Genomic DNA, 21,399 nt, shown 5'->3' with positions numbered 1-21,399 from the left:
CGTTGCGCGAGCCGTCCACCCGGGCCACCCCGGCGATCACCGCCGCCGCACCGAGTACGACCACCACCACCCCGGCGGCGATCATCGGCACCAGCCGGTTCGGTCGGGGCTGCGCCGGTGCCCGGTGGACCGGTACCGGAAGCAGCCGCGACGGTGCCTCCGGGGCGGGGGAGCGGCGTACCCGGTGCACCCCGGGAGCCTCCGGCCCGCCCCGGCCCTGGTGGACTGTGCTCGCCGGTGCCGGGAAGGTGTCCGCCGGGGGCCATCCGTGGTCGTCGTCGGTCGGGCTCCGGGGGGCCGGTACGGTCCCCGTCGACCCCGTCGGCGGGTACGGCTGGGACCAGGCGGGCGGATCGTACGACGGCGGTGGCGAGGTGGACGGGTCGTACGCCACCGGCTCGGTGGCCCCGGGCGGCTCGTACGGTGTCGGCTCCGGCAGGTCCGGCGGAACGTACGAGGTCGACTCGGACCAGGCCGGTCGGGTGTACGCCTCCGGTGGCCCCTCCTCCGGCAGGGCGGTACGGGCCGACGGCACCCCGAACGGCCCCTCCGTCATCCCGGGTGGCCCGTCCTCCGGCGGTGCGGGAGGCTCGGTCGGCGGTGCGGGTGGCTCCTCGTCGGGTTCGTCGGCGCAGACGTGGGCCGGGTTGCCCGACGCCCGGCCCAGGGCTGCCACCTGGGCGGCCAGGGGGTCGTCGAAGGCCAGGTGGCGTCGACACAGCTCGTCGGCGTAGGTCAGGTTCCGGTGGGCGTCGGCGTACTGGCCACAGTCGCGTTGCATCGCCCCGAGGCGGGCCAGCATCTTGATCCCGCCGGGGTGGCCGTCGCCGTACACCTCCCGGTGCAGCTCCCAGGCGTCGAGCAGGCGGTCCCGGGCGACTGCGCACTGGCCCCGGGCGTACTCCACGGTGGCCAGATCGGCGTGGGCGGCCAGCACCCGCAGCGACTCGGGGCCGTCGGTGGCTGTCAACTCGATGATGACGTCCGAGTAGAGCCGGGCGGCCCGGGCGTCGCTGCCCACCCGGTGCAGCACCGCCGCCAGGGTGGCCGCCGCCGAGACTGTCTGCGGGTCGGACCGGCCGTACAGGCGGGTGGTGGCCGCGTACGTGTAGGCGGCCCATCCCCTGGCGGTCTGCGGTTCGCCGAGCGCGACCAGGATCCGCGCCAACAGCCCGGCGGCGTCGGCGAGGTCGGGCGAGGCGTTCGCCGGATGGGGGTCGGCGTCGGCGAGCGCGTCGGTGAGCACCCGCCGGGCACCGTGCAGGTCGCCGTCGGACACCAACTGGTGTGCGTGGACGGTCAGTTCATCGAGGCCCGAGGACACGCCCCATCGTGCTCATTCGGCGACGGTATGTACAACCCCCGGAGTGACGGATTGTCAGGAGGCGTTCAGATGGTCGACCAACGTCTCGCTGATTCGGCGCAGTTGGTCGACCTGGGCCGGGCTCAACGCGTCGAACAGGTGTCGGCGTACCCCCTCGACGTGGCCTGGGGCGGCGGCGGCCAGGGTGGCGAATCCGGCCTCGGTGAGGACGGCGATCTGCCCCCGCCGGTCGGTGGGGCAGTCCTCGCGGCGGATCCAGCCGGCCGCCTCAAGCCGGGCCGCCGCGTGGGACAGGCGGCTCCGCGAGGAGGAGGTCAGGGTGGCCAGTTCGCTCATCCGTACCCGCCGGTCGGGGGCCTCGGAGAGTCGGACCAGGATCTCGTAGTACGCGTGGGGCATGTCGGCGTCGCGCTGCAACTCCCGGTCGAGGGTGTCCATCAACACCCGGGAAGCGGTCAGGTACGCCCGCCAGGTGCGCTGTTCGTCCGGGTCCAGCCATCGGGTCATGACGTAGAGCATAACCCCAGTAGTTGAACGCTCAACTAAATCGGGGTATGGTCGACGACATGGGAATCCACCGCCTCAACCACGCAGTGCTCTACGTCGCAGACCTCGACCGCAGCGTCGCCTTCTACCGGGACGTCCTCGGCTTCCAGCCGGTGCCGATGACCCCCGACGGGTTCCGGGGGGCCACCTTCCTCCAGGCCCCCGACTCGACGAACGACCACGACCTCGGCCTGTTCGAACTGGGTGCGGGCGCCGGGCCGTCCGCCGCCGGACGCAGCACCGTCGGCCTCTACCACCTGGCCTGGGAGGTGGACACCCTCGACGAACTCGCCGCCACCGCCGAACGCCTCGCCGCCGCCGACGCCCTGGTCGGGGCCTCCGACCACGGGACCACCAAGAGCCTCTACGGGCGCGACCCCGACGGGCTGGAGTTCGAGGTGGTCTGGCTGGTCCCCGCCGCCCTCCTCGACGACACCGCCCTCGCCGCCCGCAAGCGCATCGGCCGCCTCGACCTGGAAAAAGAACGCCAGCGGTACGGCGGACAGACCCGCGGCGGCGTCGGCATCTCCGTGCCGGCCTGACCCGATCCCGCAGAGCCCCCGCCTGGCTGGATCCCACCGGCCCGCCCGGCGGCTCACCGGCCCACCCCGCCTGGCTGGACCCCACCGGCCCGCCTGGCGGCTCACCGGCCCACCCCGCCTGGCGGCCCGCCCGGCGGGGCGGCGTACCGGTGGGGTAGAACGTCAGGATGTCCACCGACGCCGTACTCCGCGAGCTGCTCAGCCGACAACTCGACGCCTGGCTGCCCGCGGCCCTGCACCGCTCGCGCCGCGCCACCCTCGTCGTGGCCGGCGTCGACGCGGACACCCCCGAGGCGGCGGTCCGAGCCGTGGCCGCCGCCGGCGGCCTACGCGGTCGTCGGCTGACCGTCCTCGTCCTGGCCGACCAGGCCGGCGACCTGCCCACCCGCCTCGGCGTTGCCGAGGCGACGCTCCCCGCCGAGGCGACGGTGCACCTGGTGCCCGGCGACCACACCCGCCTGCCGGTGGCGCTCAAAGCCGCCGGAGCCGCCGGGGCACCCGTCCTGGCCGTCCTCGACGCCCACCGGGCCGCCCCCGCCGCCGACGCCCTGGCATCGGTCGCCGCCGGACGCCCCGGCGAACTCCTCCTGACCGCCCGCACCCCGGTCCGCGACACACTGACCGCACGGTTCCCGCTGGTCGCCGAGGTCGAGTGGGTACCGTCCGACGCCACCGAACCCCGGATCGTCGCCTTCGCCACCGGCTCCGACCGGGGGCTGGACGCCTTCAAGGCAGCCCTGTGGACGGTGGCCCGCACCACCGGAGCCCTGCTGCGCGACCCCGCCGACCCCCACGCCGACCCGGTGACCACCACCGTCGACCCGGACCCCGCCCCGCTCGCCGAGGCGCTGACCATCGAGCTGACCCGCTCCGGCCCCCGTACCGTCACCGAACTGCGCCGACACGCCCTCACCGCCACCGTCTACCGCTCCGCCGACGTCCTGCCCGCCCTGACCGGCCTGCTCGACGCCGGTACCGTCCGACGCGACCCACCGGACGGCCGACTCGGCGGCGACGTCCTCATCACCCCCACCCCCACCGTCTGACCCCACCCCTTTCCCTCTTCCACCGGTCCGGCCGCCGTCCTCCCACGCGCTGTTTCCGCGTGCGTCGCTCTCGAACTGGATCCAAGATCCAGGGGTGGTTTCCGGTGGCTGACGAGGAGATGAGGATGGACAGGACGGTCGCGGCGCGGATCGCCGAGAAGCACCTGACGCGGTGGCGACGTCTGGGCTACGACCGGTGGTACGCGATGCTCGACGAGAAGGAGACCCTCCGCGTCGCCGACGAGGCTGGTACGGCGTACACGGTGGTCGTTTATGCCCTCGACGACGGTGAGGGTCGGATCCGCCTCTGCGTGGCGGTGGACGACGGTGGTTGGTCGGCGTTCCGCCCGTCGGTGCGGGCCGAGACGATGCGGCCGGACGGCACGCTCGTCGACTGACGGATCGTCGCGTGGTCGGGTCGAATGCGGGGCAGCGGGCGGCGTGACCGGCCGTTAGGGTTCCAGAAATGGCGGACAATCGTATCGATCCCACACTCGCTCCGATATCGGCGAGCACGGGCGACGAACGTTCCGTGCTTGAATCCTTTCTCGACCTGCAACGTGCCGTGGTCCTGAACAAGCTTCGGGGGCTTTCCGACGCCGACGCGAGCCGCCGGTTGGTGCCGTCGGAGACCACGCTCACCGGCCTGGTCAAACATCTCACCCTCGTCGAGGAGAGCTGGTTCTCGTCACTGCTCGCCCGGGAGCCCGGCGCCGTCCAGCTCACCTCAGAGGAGGACGCTACGGCCAGCTTCGCCCTCACCGAAGGGGACACCGTCGAGCGGATCGCGGCGGCCTACGAGGCCCGGTGCGCCCGGTCCCGCGAGGTCGCCGCCCGGTTCGACCTCGGTTACGTCGTGCCGCAACCGCAGGTCGGTGAGGTGTCGCTCCGCTGGATCCTGGTGCACATGATCGGGGAGACGGCTCGACACGCCGGTCACGCCGACGTCCTCCGAGAACTGACCGACGGATCCACCGGCATCGTCTGACCCGATCCCTGTCCCGATTCCGATTCGGCCCGTGGCGGGGGGCTCTGCGGCGGTTCGTCGACAGCACGGATGGAATTTGGCACCATCGGCGGATGCTCGCCGGGGAGACACCGTTGGTGGTCGCCGTGTGCGGGATGGTGACCGCATGACCGCCACGAACACAGCCCTGCGCGTCGTCCGCACCGGAATGCGGATGAGCCAGGACGATTTCGCCCGAGCACTCCAGGCCGCAGGTCACCGCGTGGGGGAGCCCAACGACGCCAACAAGAGACTCGTCCAGCGATGGGAGTCCGGCGCGATCGCCGCACCGCGACCCGTCTACGCCCGCGCCCTGGAGGCCGTCACCGGCCTACCCGTCTCGCTCCTCGGGTTCGCCGCAGTGCCCGGCGGGCAGGTCACCGACGACCAGCACGGTGGACACGACCTGACCTCTCCGATGTCCAGCCTGGCCACCCCGACGCCGACGGCAAGGCCCACCACGGTCCACCGGTGGTACGAGGGCGTCTGGCTGAGCCGCTACCAGTACTACTCCAGCGGCAGGGGAGACTCCTTCGCCGGGCAGCACTTCGTGGTCGTGATTCAACACGGCGACCGACTGACCGCGCGCAGCCTCCCCGGCTCGGCGGCTTCGTCCCTGTCACTGGACCTCACCGTGGACGGTGCCGTCGTCACCGGCACGTGGGTGGAGCAGACCGACCCGACCGGCTACTACCGGGGTGCCCGCTACCACGGGGCGATCCAATTCCTGGCCGAGCCCACGGGCCGACGGATGGCCGGAAAGTGGATCGGCTTCGGCAAGGACATGGACGTCAACACCGGCCCGTGGGAGCTGGTCTTCCGCGACGCCTCGACCTCGAAGGCAACCCTCGACCGCTACAACACGACCACGGAGTGACGCTGCTGCTCCCACCCCGCCTTCGATGTGAGTTGGCGGTGGACACCTCGCCATATGCTTCCCCGTATGGCGCTAACCGACCTCACCAGACAGGCCGTTCTCGAAGCAATCGCAGAGTTCGACCGGCTGGGTCGCGATCGTTTCCTTCAGACCTACAAGTTCGGCCGTGCCCTGTCCTACTTCATCGATTATGACGGCCGTCTGTACGATTCGAAAGCTATCGCTGGGTACGCCCATGGCCTGATACCTGGCCAACGCCGATGGAGCACCGACGACTTTACCGGTGGCGAGAAGTCCGTCGCCCGACACCTGCGCGATCGACTCGGCTTCATCATGCAGGTCCGCAAGAACCCGGACTGGAACAGGGATGAGCTGATCCTTGCTTGTGACCTGGTCTATACCAACAGCTGGCGTGAACTGCGAGCCGAATATGCTGAGGTCATTGAGCTCTCAGCCCTTCTGCGGCGGCACTGGGCGCATCCGTCGGCCGAGCGAATGGAGACTTTCCGTAACCCCAACAGCGTTGGTCGTAAGACGACCGATATCGCCACCGCCCACCCCGACTACCGAGGTGCTCCCACCCGTGGTGGCAGGCTGGACCGAGAAGTTCTAGCTGAGTTCCTTGCTGACCCCGAAGAGATGCACCGTCAAGCCGGAGCCCTCAGGGCGGCGATCCATGCGGGTCCCATAGATCAGACGTGGGTCCTGGATTCGTCAGACCCCGACCTCGACGGTGCAAGTGCACAGGAGGGCGGCCTGTTGGAGCGGTTACATCTACGACGCGAGCGGGACCGAGGCATCCGCAACAAGGCCGTCAAGGCCTACAAGCGTAAACACGGCCACGTTGCCTGCGAAGCCTGCGGCTTCGACTTCGCTGTCGCGTACGGACCCCGCGGCGAAGACTACATCGAGTGTCACCACAAGGTGCCCCTGTCGGAGTCCGGTGCGACCACCACCAGAGTCAGCGACCTCGTCCTCCTCTGCTCGAACTGCCACCGGATGATCCACCGGTCCCGCCCATGGCTCACCTTTGATGAATTGGTCGATCTTCTGGCTATCAGGCGAACGTCTCCAACTCCCACCTTCTGATCTCCAGGCAACCGATACGGCTTGCCCACCTGGTTCAATGGTTATCGGTGGGTTGTGGCATGCGTCTGCAGCAGTCAGTCAGTGAACGCCCGTCGTTGCTCGACCTCGTCGTCACTCAGCTGGTCACCCATACATCGCCGACGAGGGTGCGAGAGGCCACCTCCGCACCCACCGGTTAGCCCCTTCCGGGCTTACACCCCCACGCAATCTGCCGAGACGACCCCGCGCTTGTAAATTCTGGGCACGCCGTCCGGGCGTGTCAGTGCAGGCTCTGACGTCGAGCGCTGATTCGTCGTCCTGAGTTCGCTGGCCCTCTACGTGTAGCCCTGTTGCTGTCGCCAGCAACAGGGCTGGCCTGTCCATGGCTCGGGTAGCCATTCAGCTCCGAGGTGGGCCTACTGACCCTGATCAAGCGGGGCCAGTCGCAGTTGCCCGGGGTGGTCGTCACGTCCGGGCCGATGGCCCACCACTCTTCCGCGAAGCCGAGTACCAATCGCCGGCAACGATCGGTTACGCGGCCACGTAGCAATATCGAACAAGGCCATAGCGTCCGGTGCCTCGTCAAGTTCGGCGAAGACCCCGAACACCGCCTCGGCGACCACGATGCCGTTCACCATGGTACCCAACGGATGTCTTTCGAGGGCCTCAGGCCATGCAAGGCATGCGGCGGCTCTCCTGGCCTCGTACCAGTCTTCTGGGTTGATCACTGACACGCGATCATCATGTCCGACGTTCGTCGCGGCGGCGCATGCGGCCCGTCGAGGCCGCCTTGATGGGCGTATCGAAAGTTCTCCCACAGTGGCCGGTAGCCGGTTCACCACCCTCGCCGGGCCGTCGTTCGGCCTGGTCCACCACCGGCATGTGACCCGGCACACCTGCGCCGACCGGCCCCCCGCCGCGCCCATCGAACACCACCACCGGTCCCCGCAGTCTGCTTCACCGGTTCGCATGTTGGTGTTCGGATCGACCACGGCCACTGGCTCGTCAGGACGCCTGTGTCCGGAGGGCTGTGGCGGACGCGCCAGGCGTGGAGTGACCCTTCGGAGCAGGAGATCTTGGAAGAGGGTGGCCCCTCTGGGGGCCATGTCGCTCCGAGGTCTTGTGACGCAGACCGTGCGTCGAGGTCTTGAGGGCCGGTCGGTACACGGTGGTCTGATCGTCGGTGATCATGCCGTCGGCGGCAGGGAGGCGGCGACTTGTGCGTGACTCATGATCTTCGACGTGAGGTAAGAAAGAGGCCGGTCGGGGTGTCCCGACCGGCCTCTGACCTGGCGTTTCTTACGTGGGCGATGCTGGTATCGAACCAGCGACCTCTTCGGTGTGAACGAAGCGCTCTCCCACTGAGCTAATCGCCCTCAGCGCGGATGACTTTACCCGATCAGTCGGGTGGACCGCGAATCCGGGGTCAGTTGGTGGCGAGGTAGTGCAGGGCCTTGGCGACGACGTCGATGCCGAGGCTGTACTTGAGCGACAGCCAGGCCACGGTGGCGACGAAGACCAGGCCGACGGAGCCGAGGGCGAATCGCATCGGCAGGGGGCGGGTGGTCGCCCATCTGGTCCAGCCCTGTACGTGCCGTCGGGTGAACCCGAGTAGCCGTTTGGCCCAGTGGAACTCCACCGCCCAGATGCCCATGCCGGCGATGACGAGCAGCCAGCCGGGGCCGGGTAGCGGGATGAGGATGATGCCGATGGTGACGACCAGGGCGCCGGCGATGGCGACGGCGACCTTGAGGGTGACCCGGCCGGTGGGGTTGGCGCGGATCAGGGCGAGGGTGGTGCGTAGCCGCTGGCGGAGCAGGTGCCGCCGGGTGGGGGGTTTCGGGGCGCGGGGCGGCTTGGGGGTTGCGTTCACGTTGCGTGACGTTCCGTTGCGGCTGGGTTCGCCGCGTGATCCGGCCTTGCGGCCGGGTCCACGGGTGTCCGCGCCGGGGCGTCCGCTGCGCCCCGCGTTGGGGCGTGCGCCGCCTCCGGCGTCGTGCTGATCAGTCGGCACGGTGTCCCCCCGTTTTCGACCTGTGCCAGCCGCTACCTGCAACGACGTCGTCGAGGAGGGCCTTTCCACTGAGGATCTGTTTGCGGTCATTTCAACCCCTAGTGTGCCCCGGCCCGTCACTGGAACGGACGACTGGACGTTACCGGAGTAAGTCGTCGTCTGAACCAACCCCGGACACCGTGCGGGACCAACTGTTGGGCAGAACCGGATATCGTACAAGAATTTTCACATTCTACCTGCGTTTCCGACCCCCTTCCCACCACTGGGTGAAGTCAGCGTATGGCGGAGCGTAGCCAGGAGTAGCACCTGAGTATGGGAAAAGCGGGACACGGACGTTCCGCAGCGGTGCCGGGGGGAGAACGTTCATGAGTGTCATCCGACCGACGACCGTAGAGGTCGAGACGTCACTAAGGCTCGTCGCACCTGACGCCACCGCCTTGCCGGTGCGCGCCAGTCTGCGGTACGACCCTGCTGACCCGTATGCGGTCCACGTCCTGTTCCATGCCGAATCGGCAGGTGGCGAGGCGGTGAGCTGGTCGTTCGCCCGCGAACTGCTGGTCACCGGGCTGGACGACCCGGCGGGGATCGGGGACGTCCGGGTGTGGCCCTGGGCCACTCCGCGCGGCGACTTCGTCGCGCTGGCGCTGTCGTCCCCGGACGGCAACGCCCTGTTCGAGGTGCCGCGCAGTGTCCTGGTCCGGTTTCTGCGTCGCACGTACGTCGTGGTTCCGCGCGGTCGGGAGGCCGAGCACCTCGACGTGGACACGGCGGTCAACCGGCTGCTCGCCGGTCGCTGACCGACCTGCCCGGTGCCGCGCGGATCTGCCGAGTCCGCGCGGCACCGGCACACCCTCGTCCGGTACGCGCCCTCGGACCGGAGTTCCTCGGCCACCCGGTGGCAGACGTCGGCCTTCCGGGAGGAGATGATCACTTCGGCCCCGGCCCGGACGAAGCCCCCGGCGATCATCAGCCCGATGCCCCGGGTACCCCCGGTGACCAGGACCGTCTTGCCGTCGACGGCGAACAGCTCCGTCATGCTCGATCCTCCCTCCCACGCCGCCGCGCACCGGGCCGGCTGCCGACGTCGGTCGAGCTGGGCGTACTCCTCGGTAAGCTAACCGGCCCGTAGCACGGCGACAACCCGACGCGACTGGTGGGGGGCGTGCCGGGATGCGGGCGGTCGACCCGCCGGTTACGGTCCTAGGTGATGGTCTCCTTCGGTCAGCCGCCCTCGGCCGTGGACATCCCCCCGGGCCAGCCGGGGCTGTCCCCGGGGGGCACCTCCGCGCCCGCCGCCGCCGTTCCGGTCGACACCCCGGCCCTTCGGGACCTCGCCCCGGATCCGGACTGGCGTCGTCCCGCGCTGGCCGGTGCGGAGCTGTTGATCCTGGTCACCGACGGTCGCGGCGTCGCCGAGGTGGACTTCCGCCAGGTGTCCTGCCGTCCGGGAACGCTGCTGTGGGTGCACACCGGCCAGGTGCTGCGCTGCGTCGGCCACCCCTTCGACGGCCTGGTCCTGCGGTGGTACGCCGAGACCGCGGACCGGTACGTCGCCGCCCCCCGTCAGTGGCACCTGCGGGGCGACGACGGTGAGGCGGTACGGGAGGCGTTCCACCGGGTGACAGCGGACCGGCAGCGGTTCCCGGGTCCCGAGGCCGACGACCTGCTCCGGTACCAGCTCGCCGCGTTGGTGGCCCGGTTGGCGCTGTCGTCGACCGACGAGCCGCCCCTCCCGGGTGGCGAGCGGGGGACCTTCCACCGGCTGCGGCAGGAGGTGGAGCGGGACTACCGGCAGACCCGGCGGGTGGAGGACTACGCCGCCCGGATCGGCTGCTCGGTGCGGACCCTGACCCGGGCCTGCCTGGCGGTGACCGGGCGCAGCGCGAAGCAGGTGATCGACGAGCGGGTGGCCCTGGAGGCCAGCCGGTTGCTGGCGGCCACGGACGAGCCGATCGCCCAGATCGGCCGCCGTCTCGGGTTCCCCGAGCCCACCAACTTCGGCCGGTTCTTCACCCGGGAGGTGGGGCGCAGCCCGGGGGCCTTCCGTGCCGACCGGGAGCAGGGGCCGACGGGCGGGGACCAGCGGGCAGCCGTCCGTGAGCCGGGGGTCGTCTCCCGGGACCAGCGGGCATCCGTCCGGGAGCCGGGGGGCGTCCCTCCGGACCAGCCGCCGGCTCCGTCGGAGGTGCGGACCCCGCCCGGCCAGCGCCGGTCGGCGGTTCCCGAGCAGCGTACGGTGGCCGGCGAGCAGTCCTCGTCCGACGTCGCGCAGCCCGGGACGGCCAACGGGCGACATGCCACGTCGACCGAGGTTCCGAACCGGCTCGTCCGGCCACGTCCGCCCGCCGGTCGGACCGACGAGCCCGACCGGGCATGATGGCAGGGTGCACATCTCCGCGCGCGGTGACTACGCGGTACGGGCGGCGCTCAGCCTCGCCGCCGCGTACCCGGGTCTGCTCTCGGCCCAGGTGATCGCCACCGAACAGGATCTTCCCCGTAAGTTCCTCGAGGCCGTCCTGGCCGACCTGCGCCGGGCCGGGATCGTCCGAGCCCAGCGCGGTGTCGAGGGCGGATACTCGCTGACCAGACCGCCGAACGAGGTGAACGTCGGGTCGATCCTGCGGGCCGTCGACGGCCCGTTGGCCGGGGTCCGGGGTCAACGTCCCGAGGAGACCCGGTACGAAGGCCCGGCGGAGAACCTGCCCCGGCTGTGGGTTGCCGTCCGGGCGTCGGTGCGGCGGGTGGTCGACGAGGTGAGCCTGGCCGAGTTGGTCAGCGGCCGACTCCCCGCCCACGTCCGGAAGCTGACCGCCCTCCCGGACGCCTGGCAGCCGCGCTGAGCCCGACGTCGTAGCCACTGCGCTGCACTGGGGCAAGGGGCTGCGGGTACGGCGGCCACCGGGGATGGCGGTGCGGCCGGGGGAGGCCGCCGGGTGTGGTCAGGGGGTCGGACGGGCGGCCAGGGCAAGTGGTTCGGCGACCACGAGGATGCTGTCGCCGGCCGGGAGTCGGTGGACCACCCGGCACAGCATGTGGGCGGGGACGCCGGTGAGCAGGGGCAGCCCGAACGGGCCGGGGAGCGCGTCGGTGACCCCGGCGGCCAGCGTCGCTGCGGTGTTCTGCTGATCCGGTGCCAGGAGGTGGATCACGACGTGTTCGGCCCGGCCGAGTACCGGTGCGCCGGGGGCGCCGACCCCGACGGTGAACGACACCAGCGGCGGATCCAGCGACACCGGGGTGAGCGACGTGGTGGTGAGCCCGGCAGTGATCACCTCCCCGCGCTCGTGTCGGGTCGGGCGGGCCACCGTGGTGACCACGCTGGTCGGTGCGGTGTGCTGCCGCAGCAGTCTGTCGAACAGTTCCCCGTCGACAGGGACCAGTTCGCCGGCCCCCGGATGGCGCAGGGTGGACCGGAGGACGGCGGGGTGTCGGCGGCGGACCTGTCGACCTGTCGGATCGGTACGGGGGGCGAGGGGTTCCACGGTCTGCGCAACGGTGAGGGTGCCGGCTCGGATACGCCGACGGTGGCGACGGAAGAGGGACATGGCGTGTCTCCCTGGGCGGTCGACGAGGGGAGGTGACGGAATCCCAGGTGCGGGCCGGGCCGGTCGGCGGAGGGGGTGCCGGCCGGATCGGGTGACGGTGCGCGGGAGCGGGACGACCGGGGTCGTGACCCGGCGCGCATGGGCTCATGGTGCAGCAGCGGCGTCGAGGGGGTCAACGGCCATTCGCCATCTGAGATCAGTGCGTTTCCGGTGGTCGTCACCGGTTTTCCAGCACCGGGAACGAAAGCGTTAATCCTCTCTGGAAGATGGGGCATTCTGGGCCACGTTTCTGGCATCGACGATTCGGGAACAGTCGATGTCGACAGGGCACGGACGGTGCCGGCAGGACCGGAACGGTGTCACGGCAGGAAAGGCACGAAGGGAGCGCCACGATGGGCCTCATGTTCCGCAAGCGCAAGAAGTACGGGCCGCTGGTCCTGAACTTCACCGAGAACGGCTTCTCCTCCTGGAGCATCAGGATCGGCCGGTGGTCCTGGAACTCGCGGGCCAAGGCGCACCGGGTGGACCTGCCCGGCCCGCTCTCCTGGAAGCAGGACAAGTCCCGCTCCTGACCTTCGAGGCGGCCCGGGGTGTCGAGATGTCGTCGACACCCCGGGCCGTTTCGCCGTCCGTCCGTCCGGGCGGGCCTGCCTCCTCGGGCTGAGCCGCCGGTGGCCTCGGACCGGCGGGCCGGCGGACTCGGATCAGCAGGCCGACCGCCTCGGATCAGCGGGCGGGGAAGCGCAGGATCCGGTCGTCGCCGTCGCGGACGTCTCCCCGGCCGTCGGTGTTGGAAGTGGTCACCCAGAGGGCACCGTCCGGGGCCACCTCGACGGTACGCAGTCGTCCGTGGTCGGTGAGCTGGGCCGAGGGCTCGCCGAGCTGTTCACCGTCGAGCGGGACCACCCAGAGTCGTTCACCGCGCAGGGCGGCGACGTAGGCGGTGTTGCCGGTGATCGCCATGCCGGAGGGGGACGCCTCGCGTACCTGCCAGGTGAGCAGGGGATTGATGTACCGGCCCCCGTCGGTGTCCCCTTCGCCCTCCACCTCGGGCCAGCCGTAGTTGCCCCCGGGACGGATCAGGTTGATCTCGTCGACGTCGTTCTGGCCGAACTCGGTGGCGAAGAGCCGACCCTCGGCGTCCCAGGCCAGGCCCTGGACGTTGCGGTGGCCCAGGCTGTAGACCGGGGAACCGGCGGTGGGGTTGCCGGGGGCGGGCTCGCCCTCCGGGGTGAGCCGCAGGATCTTGCCGGCCGGGTCCGCCGGGTCCTGGGAACGGGCGGTGTCCCCGGCGTCGCCGGTGCCCGCGTACAGCATCCCGTCGGGGCCGAACGCGATCCGGCCGCCGTTGTGGTAGGTCGCCTTGGCGATGCCGGAGAAGACCACCTCGGGGTCGCCCCCGTCGAGCCGGAACCGCACGATCCGGTTGTCGTCGGCGGCGGTGAAGTAGGCGTAGACCAGGTTGTCCGAGGCGTGGTCCGGTGAGACGGCGAGGCCGAGCAGGCCCCCCTCACCGGCGGCGGAGACGCCGGGGACCTCGGTGACCTGTTGCGGCGTACCGCCACCGGCGGGGACACGCAGGACCCGACCGGAGCCGCGTTCGGCGACCAACGCGTCGCCGTCGGGCAGGAACGTGAGCCCCCACGGTACGTCGACACCCCGTGCCATCTCCTGCCCGGCCGACAGGTCGGGTGTCCCCGACGGGGAGCTGCCGGGCGTACCGGTGGGGGTTGCCGTGGGTTCCGTCGCCGGAGGGGGACCGGTCCCGTCGCCGTCGCCGTTGCCGCACGCGGTAGTGCCGACCACCAGGAGGACGGCCAGTGCCGAACCCCACCACACTCTGTGTCGCATTCGTCTCCCTCGACCATCGGTCAGTCCGTCGTGGTAGCCCTACCCACCCAGTCGACCAGGTTGCACCGAAAACCTGGGAAAAGAGGTCGGGGGAGCCGGGGCCGGGGCGGTCGGGGGTGGTGGTCGTCACCCTCGGCCTGGGGCTGGTGTGACAGTCGTGTTAACAAAGCCACAAATCGGACTCATCTTGCACATCGATAGATGACTCCCTATCCTCGCTGTTGGAAAGCGCTTTCCAGTCGGAGGCGGTGGTGACGGCCCTGGTCACACCGCTGCGACTTTGTGAACGGACCGTTGCCGGTCCACACCACCACCAGCGCTCGACCACGAAGGTGAGGCCCAGGATGAGACGACCAGCGGGACTGAGACTTCCGGCGGCGGTGGCCACTGCCGCAGCGGTGGGAGCCGCCGTGGTGGTGGCGCTGCCGATGCCCCAGGCGTCGGCGGCGACCGGCAGCGCCACCGGCTACGCGACCCAGAACGGCGGGACCACCGGTGGTGCGGGCGGGCAGACGGTACGGGCCACCACGGGAACCCAGATCCACGCGGCCCTGTGCAACCGGGCCAGCAGCAGCACACCGATCATCATCGAGGTGCAGGGCACCATCAACCACGGCAACACCACGAAGGTCTCCGGCAACAGCTGCAACACCGCCGCCGACAAGATCGAGCTGAAGGAGATCAGCAACGTCACGATCGTCGGGGTCGGCAGCGGTGCGCTCTTCGACCAGCTGGGCATCCACATCCGCGACGCCCGCAACATCATCATCCAGAACGTGACGGTCCGGAACGTCAAGAAGTCCGGGTCGCCCACGTCCAACGGTGGTGACGCCATCGGGATGGAGAGCACGGTCCGCAACGTCTGGGTCGACCACGTCACTTTGGAGGCATCCGGCGGCGAGTCGGAGGGGTTCGACGGCCTCTTCGACATGAAGGACAACACCCAGTACGTGACCCTGTCCTACAGCATCCTGCGCAACTCCGGCCGGGGTGGACTGGTCGGGTCCAGCGAGAGTGACACCTCCAACGGCTTCATCACCTACCACCACAACCTGTACGAGAACATCGACTCCCGTACGCCCCTGCTGCGGGGCGGGATCGCCCACATCTTCAACAACCACTACGTGAACCTGCGGGAGTCCGGCATCAACTCCCGGGCCGGGGCGCGAGCCCGGGTGGACAACAACTACTTCAAGAACTCCAAGGACGTCCTGGGCACCTTCTACACCGACCAGGCCGGATACTGGCAGGTCAGCGGCAACATCTTCGACGGGGTCACCTGGTCGGCCCGCAGCGGCGACACGAACCCCGCCGGACCCAACCCGCAGTCCAACACCAGCGTCAGCATTCCGTACTCCTACCGCCTCGACGGGGCGAACTGCGTGCCGAACCTGGTCGCCCAGACCGCCGGCGCGAACAAGGGCAACCGGGTCTCCGACGGCAGCTGCTCACCGACCAACCCCACCCCCGGCCCGACCAACCCCACCCCGGGACCGACCACCCCGCCGCCCACCAACCCGCCGAGCGGCACCAACCTCAGCATCGGCGCCGGGTCCGACGGCTCCAGCAAGGCCAGTGGTACGAGCTACGGCGACGTGCGCGACGGCAACCTGGGCACCGCCTGGGGTCCCACCGGTGCCACCGGTCAGATCTCCATCAAGTGGGGGACCGCGACCCGGATCTCCCGGGTGGTCATCCGGGAGGCCTCCGGCTCGACCGGGGCCATCAGGTCGTGGCGCCTGCTCAACGCCGACACCGGGGCCGTGCTGACCTCCGGCACCGGGGCGGGCACCATCACCTTCGCCGCGACCTCGCTGCGCAAGGTCACCCTCGACATCACCGCCTCGTCCGGTGCGCCGAGGGTCGCCGAATTCGAGACGTACGCCGGATAGCGACACCCCTGCCGGAGTCGGGGTGAACACCCGCCACGCGCTCCGGCTTCCCGACCCCGACCCCGCACCGAGGGCGGTGGCCACCCGGCCGCCGCCCTCGGTGCCGTGGTGCGAAGGGTCCACGCAGCCAGGACAGGTTGCCGGGGGTGACTTCGTGTGGGTGGACGGTCGAGGCGGGCTCGCGGCGGTGAGTCGTACTGGGTGAGTTGTCGGTGCAGGCTCGCGGCGGAGAGCAGTGGGACCCCGCTGGGGGAGTGCCCTCCTGTGTCCTGTGGAGCTGCCCCCACAAACGGGGCACACGGGTGTCGGTGCGGCGGCGTCGGCGCGGCACCCGTCGACGGTCCCACAGGCGGGGCAGCTCGAAAGGGCTCGAGTGCGACCACCCCGTCCGGCTTGCGGCGCGGTCCATCTACCCGGCGTGGCGGCCGGGCCACGTGCGGCCGGGCCACGTGCGGCCAGGCCGGGTGTCGCCGGGCCGAGTGCCGGGGAGGGGTCAGCCGCCGAACCAGGCCCTCGACCGTACGGGCACGAAGAGGAGGGCGACGAGCAGTCCACCCAACAGGATCGACGCGATCTCCGGGCCGGCGTCGTTGAAGGTCCCGCTGACCATGGCGATCCCGCCCACCACGGCCACCGTCCACCGGGCCGCCCGCCACCCCCGCCACAGGCCGTACGCGAGGAGCACGTACGCGCTCACCCCGAGCACGATGACGGCGAGTCTCGCCCACACGCTCCAGTGTGACGCGAAGTAGAGCACGCCCGCGATCTGGACGGCGCCGACGAGGAGCATCAGGACCGCGACGGCGATGACCGGCGCCGGTGCCCGGGTGACCGGCTTCGACGGAGGCGGGGGTGGATCGCCGGACACCAGTCGTCTGACCGCCTGCGCGCTGACGCCGTACGTGCGGCTGATCTGCCTGACGGTCCGGCCCCGCGCGTGGGCGGCCAGGATCTCGTCGTCGCGCTGACTCATGCCTCAGACCGTAGTGTCGCAGGCGCGATGCCACCAAGGGGTGCCGGCGCAGCGGCTCGTCGCAGGACGTGGCCCGCGCCGTGGAACGGGACCTGGTCACCTTCGCCGCCCGGGGACCACCATCGGGTGATGCGGCGGGTACTGTACGTGCCCGCCACCTCGGCCCGGAGGTGGTCTGGTGGAGTCACGGGTCTGGACGATCGTCGACGACGTCACCGCCTACGCCCAGCGGTACGTTCCGAGAAGGAGTCCCTGATGTCGCGTCGCGCCCTAGCCGTCCTGTCCGCGATCGTCCTCGCCGCCGGTCTGGTCACCCTGACCGCCGCCCCGGCGCAGGCCGCCCCCACCCTGCTGACCTGCAGCGGGAACCAGGCCCAGACCTACACTCCCGGCCTGGCCATGCCGCAGCGGCCCACCCTCACCACCGGAGTCACGAGCTTCAGCAACTGCACCGGTACCACCGGCCCCATCAACGGCACCGCGGTACGCAGCTTCGCCAGCAACCAGGGCTGCCTGCAGGGTGCCCTGACCGGACCGTTCACCTTCGTGGTCGGCTGGGACCACGGCGGAGCCAGCACCGTCCGGGCGACCGACCTGGTGGTCACCCGGGTGCTCGGTCAGACGGCGGTGGTCCTCACCGGCACCGTCACCGCGGGCCAGTTCATCGGTGCGACGTACACCGAGGCCGCGGTGCTGTTCAACGTCATGCCGGCGGCCTGCCTGGCCGAGCCGGGTGTCCTGTCGGCGGCCGGTCCCGTCGTACTCGTCCTCGGGTCCGCGATCTGAGCCCACCCGGAAACGACAGCGATCGACGAGCGAACAGGTGGTGAGCAGAGATGCAGCAGATCCCGATCAGTGATCTCGACATCGGTCCCGGGTGGATCCACGAGTGGTGTCTGGTCGCCCCCGACACCCTCGACCTGGCGGCGGTGGCCAACAAGTCCGCCTCGTACAACCAGGAGAAGCACTTCTCCGCGGCGCTCGACGCTCGCCGGGAACACGTCGCCGAGGACCACTGGGTGGCGATGACCTTCCGCATCAACGGCCAGGTCGACCTGGCCGCCCTGGAGGCCGCGCTGCACCGGTTCGTCGCGCGACACGAGGTGCTGCGCTGCGGGTTCGAGCAACTCGCCGGTGACCTGAGGTGCGACGTGATGCCCCCGTCCGACGTGGTGCTGGAGCACACCGAGGTCGGCTACCGGGACAGCACCGAGGCGGTCCGGGATCACCTCGAATCCACCTTCGACCAGACGATCAGCGCGCTGAACTGGCCCCTGTTCCGGATGGGGGTGGTGGTCGAACCGCAGTGGTCGACCGTCTACCTCGCCTTCGACCACATCGTCTGCGACGGGATGTCCCTCGCCGTCGCGGTCGAGGAGATCCAACGGTGGTACGCGGAGGCCGCCGCCGGGGCGGTCACCGAGTTCGAGGTGGCGGGAAGCTACCTCGACTTCGGTGCCGCCCAGCGACGCCGGTACGCGGGCCTGACCGCCGACGGACCGGAACTGGCCTACTGGCGGTCGTTCCTGGCCCGCTCCGGCGACTTCTTCCCGGAGATCCCGCTCGACCTCGGGATCGAGCCGGGGCGGATGTATCCGGCCGAGAACCGGATGGTCCAGCTCCTCGACGACGCCGGAGCGACCGCCTTCGAACAGCTGTGCCGCCGACACGACGGGAAGTTGTTCATGGGGGTGCTGGCCGTGGCCGGCCTGGCGTTGGGCCGGATCTCCGGTGCGGACACCTACCACGGGTTGATGCCGGTCGGCGAACGTCAGGACCCCCGGTACCGGTCGTCGTTCGGGTGGTTCGTCAACACCATGCCGATCAGTTTCCCGATCTCGGCGGACCGGACGTTCCCGGAGACCGTCGCGGCGGTCGGCCACGCGTTCCGGGAGTTGATCGAGAGCGTCGAGGTGCCGTTCGTCAAGGCCTGGGAACTGCTCGCCCCGGAGTACTACCACCTGCGGATGTGGCCGTACCCGGTGAACTTCTTCTCGTTCCTCGACTTCCGTCGCGCCCCGGGCGCCGAGCACTACGACAGGTGGCGACCGAGGACGATCCCGCAGGCGTCGCACACGAACACCGGGAACATGTGGTTCTACCGCAACGCCGACGGGCTCCACCTGCACTGGATCACCGCCGACAACCCGACGTGCGTCCAGGCGACGACCGCCTACCGACGGGCCGTCTCCGAGACCCTCGCCGAACTGCTCGACGGGTAGCGTCGCCGACCCGGGACCGGGTCCCCCTCGGTCCCGGGCCGCCCGGTGACCCGCCCGGCTACCCGTCGATCCGGGTGATGTTGCGGATCTTGTTGGCCGCGTCCAGGGCTGCCACCTTGTACGCCTCCGCCAACGTCGGATAGTTGAAGACGGTGTCGATCAGGTAGTCGACGGTGCCGCCGAGGCCCATCACCGCCTGTCCGATGTGGACGATCTCGGTGGCCTGGGTGCCGAACAGGTGTACGCCGAGCAGCCGCCCGTCGGTGGGGGAGACGAGCAGCTTCAGCATCCCGTACGAGTCGCCGACGATCTGTCCCCGGGCCAGCTCCCGGTAGCGGCCGATCCCCACCTCGAAGGGGGTGGAGCTCTCGGTGAGCTGCTCCTCGGTCTTCCCCACGAAACTGATCTCGGGGATGGTGTAGATGCCGATCGGCTGCAACTCGTGCATGGCCCGGCCCGGTTCGCCGAAGGCGTGCTGGGCGGCGAGCCGTCCCTGCTCCATCGAGGTGGAGGCCAGCGCCGGGAACCCGATCACGTCACCGACGGCGTAGATGTTGTCGACGGCGGTCCGGTAGTGGGCGTCCACGCTGATCCGGCCGCGCCGGTCCGCCTCCAGCCCGGCGGCGGGCAGGTCCAGGTCGTCGGTCTGACCCTGGCGGCCGGCCGAGTACATCACCGTGTCGGCGACGATCTTCTTGCCGCTCTTGAGGGTGCACAGGGCGGCCTTCTCGTGCTTCTCCACGGTCGCGACCTCCTCGCCGAAGCGGAAGGTCACCGACAGGTCCCGCAGGTGGTACTTGAGCGACTCGACGACCTCCTCGTCGCAGAAGTCGAGCATCCGCTCGCGTCGCTCCACCACCGTCACCTTCGTGCCGAGGGCGGCGAACATGGAGGCGTACTCCATCCCGATCACCCCGGCCCCGACCACCACCATGCTGCGCGGGATCGCCTCAAGGTTGATCACGCCGTCGGAGTCGACGATGGTCCGGTCGTCGAAGTCGACGCTGTCCGGGCGGGCCGGGCGGGTGCCGGCGGCGACGACCGCCTTGTCGAACGTGACCCGGGTCGCGCGGCCGCCCTCGGTGTCCACCCAGACCGAGTGGGGGTCGGCGAACCGTCCCGTCCCGGTGAGCATGGTGATCCGGTTGCGGGCGAGCTGGTTGCGGATGACGTCGGTCTGTCGGCTGATCACGTGCTGGGTCCGGGCCGCCAGGTCACCGACGGTGATCTCGTCCTTGACCCGGTAACTGCTGCCGTAGAGGTCGCGCTGGCTGAGGCCGGTCAGGTAGAGGACCGCCTCACGCAGCGTCTTCGAGGGCACGGTGCCGGTGTTGATGCACACCCCACCGAGCATGTCTCGGCGGTCCACGATCGCGACCCGCCTGCCCAGTTTCGCGGCGGCGATCGCGGCCTTCTGACCACTCGGTCCGGAGCCCAGCACCAACAGGTCGAAGTCATACACGGGGGTTAGCCTCGCAAGATCTCGCGGTGGGCGCCAGTTGTGCGGCGAGGAAACCTCGTCTCAACTCTGCTGGTAGGTGACGGCTGTCACCCCGCAGGGCGCGTGCAGGTGGAGGTAGTGGGCGCCCTCGCCGGAGTCGAGGTCGGCTCCGCCGACCAGGGCGACGTAGTCCATGGTCTGCCCGCAGACGAGGCAGTCGGGGTGCTCGGCGTCCTGGATCCAGTCGGGGTGCCCACCGAGGGTGGAGCCCTCCGGATGCCAGGCGCTCGCCTGGTACGCGGAGGTGCGCGCCGGACCGACGCTCGGCAGCAGGGCGGGCGGATCCTCGGTGGACCGGTGCAGGTGCCTCGGTGCCGAGTTCTCCGGGGCCCAGGTCGACCCCCCGTCGGGGGTGACCCGGCTGTAGAGCGTGGTGTAGCAGGCGCACCCGAGGCAGGTGGTGAACAGCAGCCGACCCGACCACCCGGTGTGCGCGAGGACCCCGGCGACCCGGGGGTCGGCCGGGTCCAGGTCGAGCAGCGTCATCAGCGGCGACTCGCACCACGGGCAGGTGGGTGCTGCGGCGTCCGGCGCCGTCGGGGTCATCACCAGCCGGTACGCCACCGGCGCACACAGGTCGCGTCGACGGCCCTCGGAGTCGACGGTCCACCCGGCGGTGACCGCGTACCCGAGGGGACTGAGGTGCAGCCGGTCCAGGCCGGAGGGGGGCTGCTCCTCCCACCGGCGCAGCGCCGCCTCGGCGGCCGGGTCCCTGATGTGGGCGAGGATGAGCAGCAGATGGTTGAGCTGGCCGGGCTGCCGGCCGCCGTCGACCCGCTCGACGGCCTGGGCGACCACGTCGGGACCGGCCCCCCGGTAGAGCGTCGGAGGCCAGAGCACCCCCCGCTCCAGCAGCCGGGGCAGGTGGGGGGCGAGCCGCTGGGGGTCGGCGGCGGCGATGTCCGCCAACTCCTCGACGGCGTCGTAGTCGTCGGACTCCGCCGCCCGGATCAGATCGTCAAGCATGGGCGGGATCGTAGCCCCCGGGGCCG

21 protein-coding genes, 1 tRNA gene and 1 pseudogene are annotated in these 21,399 nt (G+C 70.4%); 13 read left to right on the top strand and 10 right to left on the bottom strand.

The window, feature by feature from the left end:
- Together ABT336_RS17695 and ABT336_RS17690 are read right to left on the bottom strand one after the other, a co-directional pair.
- The coding region (locus ABT336_RS17695; RefSeq protein ID WP_350897691.1) for a tetratricopeptide repeat protein at positions 1–1,324 on the bottom strand (1,324 nt) is incomplete at its 3' end.
- Between the two features lie 54 nt (positions 1,325–1,378).
- A complete protein-coding gene (locus tag ABT336_RS17690) occupies positions 1,379–1,843 on the bottom strand; it encodes a MarR family winged helix-turn-helix transcriptional regulator (RefSeq protein WP_350897690.1) in 465 nt (154 codons plus the stop codon).
- A gap of 47 nt (positions 1,844–1,890) precedes the next feature.
- Here ABT336_RS17690 and ABT336_RS17685 point away from each other — a divergent pair, with 47 nt between their 5' ends.
- The 6 genes from ABT336_RS17685 (at position 1,891) to ABT336_RS17660 (ending at position 6,430) form a co-directional block, all read left to right on the top strand.
- Complete coding sequence (locus ABT336_RS17685) at positions 1,891–2,412, top strand: VOC family protein (RefSeq protein WP_350897689.1); 522 nt, start codon at positions 1,891–1,893, stop codon at positions 2,410–2,412.
- A gap of 167 nt (positions 2,413–2,579) precedes the next feature.
- On the top strand, positions 2,580–3,458 hold the full coding sequence (locus ABT336_RS17680) for a hypothetical protein (protein WP_350897688.1): 879 nt from the start codon (positions 2,580–2,582) through the stop codon (positions 3,456–3,458).
- Between the two features lie 119 nt (positions 3,459–3,577).
- Positions 3,578–3,856, top strand: coding sequence for a hypothetical protein (locus tag ABT336_RS17675; protein WP_350897692.1), 279 nt, complete (start codon positions 3,578–3,580; stop codon positions 3,854–3,856).
- Positions 3,857–3,924: 68 nt separating this feature from the next.
- Positions 3,925–4,446 carry a DinB family protein gene (locus ABT336_RS17670; protein ID WP_350897687.1) on the top strand — a complete coding sequence of 174 codons (522 nt, stop codon included), beginning with the start codon at positions 3,925–3,927 and terminating at the stop codon, positions 4,444–4,446.
- Between the two features lie 145 nt (positions 4,447–4,591).
- A complete protein-coding gene (locus tag ABT336_RS17665; protein ID WP_350897686.1) occupies positions 4,592–5,341 on the top strand; it encodes a helix-turn-helix domain-containing protein in 750 nt (249 codons plus the stop codon).
- A gap of 66 nt (positions 5,342–5,407) precedes the next feature.
- On the top strand, positions 5,408–6,430 hold the full coding sequence (locus ABT336_RS17660; RefSeq protein WP_350897685.1) for an HNH endonuclease: 1,023 nt from the start codon (positions 5,408–5,410) through the stop codon (positions 6,428–6,430).
- 1,283 nt (positions 6,431–7,713) lie between these two features.
- Here the strand turns inward: ABT336_RS17660 and ABT336_RS17655 are convergent.
- Together ABT336_RS17655 and ABT336_RS17650 are read right to left on the bottom strand one after the other, a co-directional pair.
- A tRNA-Val gene (locus tag ABT336_RS17655) sits at positions 7,714–7,785 on the bottom strand.
- A 50-nt stretch (positions 7,786–7,835) separates the two neighbouring features.
- Positions 7,836–8,513, bottom strand: coding sequence for a TIGR02611 family protein (locus ABT336_RS17650; RefSeq protein WP_350897684.1), 678 nt, complete (start codon positions 8,511–8,513; stop codon positions 7,836–7,838).
- 275 nt (positions 8,514–8,788) lie between these two features.
- Between ABT336_RS17650 and ABT336_RS17645 the strand changes: the two genes are divergently transcribed.
- Complete coding sequence (locus tag ABT336_RS17645) at positions 8,789–9,220, top strand: SsgA family sporulation/cell division regulator (RefSeq protein WP_350897683.1); 432 nt, start codon at positions 8,789–8,791, stop codon at positions 9,218–9,220.
- A 23-nt stretch (positions 9,221–9,243) separates the two neighbouring features.
- Here ABT336_RS17645 and ABT336_RS17640 read toward each other — a convergent pair.
- A pseudogene (locus ABT336_RS17640) lies at positions 9,244–9,459 on the bottom strand (SDR family NAD(P)-dependent oxidoreductase); the annotation flags it as partial.
- A gap of 171 nt (positions 9,460–9,630) precedes the next feature.
- Here ABT336_RS17640 and ABT336_RS17635 point away from each other — a divergent pair.
- Together ABT336_RS17635 and ABT336_RS17630 are read left to right on the top strand one after the other, a co-directional pair.
- The gene (locus ABT336_RS17635) at positions 9,631–10,800 is read left to right on the top strand and encodes a helix-turn-helix domain-containing protein (protein ID WP_502891198.1); all 1,170 of its coding nucleotides are present in this window, start codon (positions 9,631–9,633) and stop codon (positions 10,798–10,800) included.
- Positions 10,801–10,807: 7 nt separating this feature from the next.
- Positions 10,808–11,263 (top strand): RrF2 family transcriptional regulator, encoded by a 456-nt coding sequence (locus ABT336_RS17630; protein ID WP_350897682.1) that lies wholly within the window; start codon positions 10,808–10,810, stop codon positions 11,261–11,263.
- A gap of 99 nt (positions 11,264–11,362) precedes the next feature.
- Here the strand turns inward: ABT336_RS17630 and ABT336_RS17625 are convergent, their stop codons facing one another.
- Entirely contained in the window at positions 11,363–11,968 is a 606-nt protein-coding gene (locus ABT336_RS17625) for a flavin reductase family protein (protein WP_350897681.1), read from the bottom strand.
- A gap of 392 nt (positions 11,969–12,360) precedes the next feature.
- Between ABT336_RS17625 and ABT336_RS17620 the strand changes: the two genes are divergently transcribed.
- Positions 12,361–12,540 (top strand): DUF4236 domain-containing protein, encoded by a 180-nt coding sequence (locus ABT336_RS17620; RefSeq protein WP_350897680.1) that lies wholly within the window; start codon positions 12,361–12,363, stop codon positions 12,538–12,540.
- A 154-nt stretch (positions 12,541–12,694) separates the two neighbouring features.
- Here the strand turns inward: ABT336_RS17620 and ABT336_RS17615 are convergent, their stop codons facing one another.
- Positions 12,695–13,819, bottom strand: a complete 1,125-nt coding sequence (locus ABT336_RS17615; RefSeq protein WP_350897679.1) for a PQQ-dependent sugar dehydrogenase — start codon at positions 13,817–13,819, stop codon at positions 12,695–12,697.
- A 344-nt stretch (positions 13,820–14,163) separates the two neighbouring features.
- Between ABT336_RS17615 and ABT336_RS17610 the strand changes: the two genes are divergently transcribed.
- Entirely contained in the window at positions 14,164–15,711 is a 1,548-nt protein-coding gene (locus ABT336_RS17610) for a pectate lyase family protein (protein ID WP_350897678.1), read from the top strand.
- Between the two features lie 493 nt (positions 15,712–16,204).
- Here ABT336_RS17610 and ABT336_RS17605 read toward each other — a convergent pair whose 3' ends face one another.
- Complete coding sequence (locus tag ABT336_RS17605; RefSeq protein WP_350897677.1) at positions 16,205–16,684, bottom strand: hypothetical protein; 480 nt, start codon at positions 16,682–16,684, stop codon at positions 16,205–16,207.
- Positions 16,685–16,939: 255 nt separating this feature from the next.
- Here ABT336_RS17605 and ABT336_RS17600 point away from each other — a divergent pair, with 255 nt between their 5' ends.
- Both ABT336_RS17600 and ABT336_RS17595 read left to right on the top strand, forming a co-directional pair.
- Positions 16,940–17,470 carry a hypothetical protein gene (locus ABT336_RS17600; protein ID WP_350897676.1) on the top strand — a complete coding sequence of 177 codons (531 nt, stop codon included), beginning with the start codon at positions 16,940–16,942 and terminating at the stop codon, positions 17,468–17,470.
- A 50-nt stretch (positions 17,471–17,520) separates the two neighbouring features.
- Positions 17,521–18,906 carry a condensation domain-containing protein gene (locus ABT336_RS17595; RefSeq protein ID WP_350897675.1) on the top strand — a complete coding sequence of 462 codons (1,386 nt, stop codon included), beginning with the start codon at positions 17,521–17,523 and terminating at the stop codon, positions 18,904–18,906.
- A gap of 58 nt (positions 18,907–18,964) precedes the next feature.
- Here the strand turns inward: ABT336_RS17595 and sthA are convergent, their stop codons facing one another.
- Positions 18,965–20,368 carry a Si-specific NAD(P)(+) transhydrogenase gene (gene sthA / locus ABT336_RS17590; protein ID WP_350897674.1) on the bottom strand — a complete coding sequence of 468 codons (1,404 nt, stop codon included), beginning with the start codon at positions 20,366–20,368 and terminating at the stop codon, positions 18,965–18,967.
- A 60-nt stretch (positions 20,369–20,428) separates the two neighbouring features.
- A complete protein-coding gene (locus ABT336_RS17585) occupies positions 20,429–21,373 on the bottom strand; it encodes a hypothetical protein (protein WP_350897673.1) in 945 nt (314 codons plus the stop codon).
- Positions 21,374–21,399 lie beyond the last annotated feature (26 nt).

It is taken from the genome of Micromonospora sp. NPDC000207 (assembly GCF_040300925.1).
Taxonomy (GTDB): domain Bacteria; phylum Actinomycetota; class Actinomycetes; order Mycobacteriales; family Micromonosporaceae; genus Micromonospora.
The sequence above is the reverse complement of the archived record's forward strand: the minus strand, read 5'-3'. Positions and strand labels throughout refer to the sequence as shown.

Bases quoted from the DNA above. Each gene is read 5' to 3' on its own strand.
- ABT336_RS17690 (WP_350897690.1), bottom strand. From the start codon at position 1,843: ATGCTCTACGTCATGACCCGATGGCTGGACCCGGACGAACAGCGCACC.
- ABT336_RS17685 (WP_350897689.1), top strand. From the start codon at position 1,891: ATGGGAATCCACCGCCTCAACCACGCAGTGCTCTACGTCGCAGACCTC.
- ABT336_RS17680 (WP_350897688.1), top strand. From the start codon at position 2,580: ATGTCCACCGACGCCGTACTCCGCGAGCTGCTCAGCCGACAACTCGAC.
- ABT336_RS17675 (WP_350897692.1), top strand. From the start codon at position 3,578: ATGAGGATGGACAGGACGGTCGCGGCGCGGATCGCCGAGAAGCACCTG.
- ABT336_RS17670 (WP_350897687.1), top strand. From the start codon at position 3,925: ATGGCGGACAATCGTATCGATCCCACACTCGCTCCGATATCGGCGAGC.
- ABT336_RS17665 (WP_350897686.1), top strand. From the start codon at position 4,592: ATGACCGCCACGAACACAGCCCTGCGCGTCGTCCGCACCGGAATGCGG.
- ABT336_RS17660 (WP_350897685.1), top strand. From the start codon at position 5,408: ATGGCGCTAACCGACCTCACCAGACAGGCCGTTCTCGAAGCAATCGCA.
- ABT336_RS17650 (WP_350897684.1), bottom strand. From the start codon at position 8,513: ATGACCGCAAACAGATCCTCAGTGGAAAGGCCCTCCTCGACGACGTCG.
- ABT336_RS17645 (WP_350897683.1), top strand. From the start codon at position 8,789: ATGAGTGTCATCCGACCGACGACCGTAGAGGTCGAGACGTCACTAAGG.
- ABT336_RS17635 (WP_502891198.1), top strand. From the start codon at position 9,631: ATGGTCTCCTTCGGTCAGCCGCCCTCGGCCGTGGACATCCCCCCGGGC.
- ABT336_RS17625 (WP_350897681.1), bottom strand. From the start codon at position 11,968: ATGTCCCTCTTCCGTCGCCACCGTCGGCGTATCCGAGCCGGCACCCTC.
- ABT336_RS17620 (WP_350897680.1), top strand. From the start codon at position 12,361: ATGGGCCTCATGTTCCGCAAGCGCAAGAAGTACGGGCCGCTGGTCCTG.
- ABT336_RS17615 (WP_350897679.1), bottom strand. From the start codon at position 13,819: ATGCGACACAGAGTGTGGTGGGGTTCGGCACTGGCCGTCCTCCTGGTG.
- ABT336_RS17610 (WP_350897678.1), top strand. From the start codon at position 14,164: ATGAGACGACCAGCGGGACTGAGACTTCCGGCGGCGGTGGCCACTGCC.
- ABT336_RS17605 (WP_350897677.1), bottom strand. From the start codon at position 16,684: ATGAGTCAGCGCGACGACGAGATCCTGGCCGCCCACGCGCGGGGCCGG.
- ABT336_RS17600 (WP_350897676.1), top strand. From the start codon at position 16,940: ATGTCGCGTCGCGCCCTAGCCGTCCTGTCCGCGATCGTCCTCGCCGCC.
- ABT336_RS17595 (WP_350897675.1), top strand. From the start codon at position 17,521: ATGCAGCAGATCCCGATCAGTGATCTCGACATCGGTCCCGGGTGGATC.
- ABT336_RS17585 (WP_350897673.1), bottom strand. From the start codon at position 21,373: ATGCTTGACGATCTGATCCGGGCGGCGGAGTCCGACGACTACGACGCC.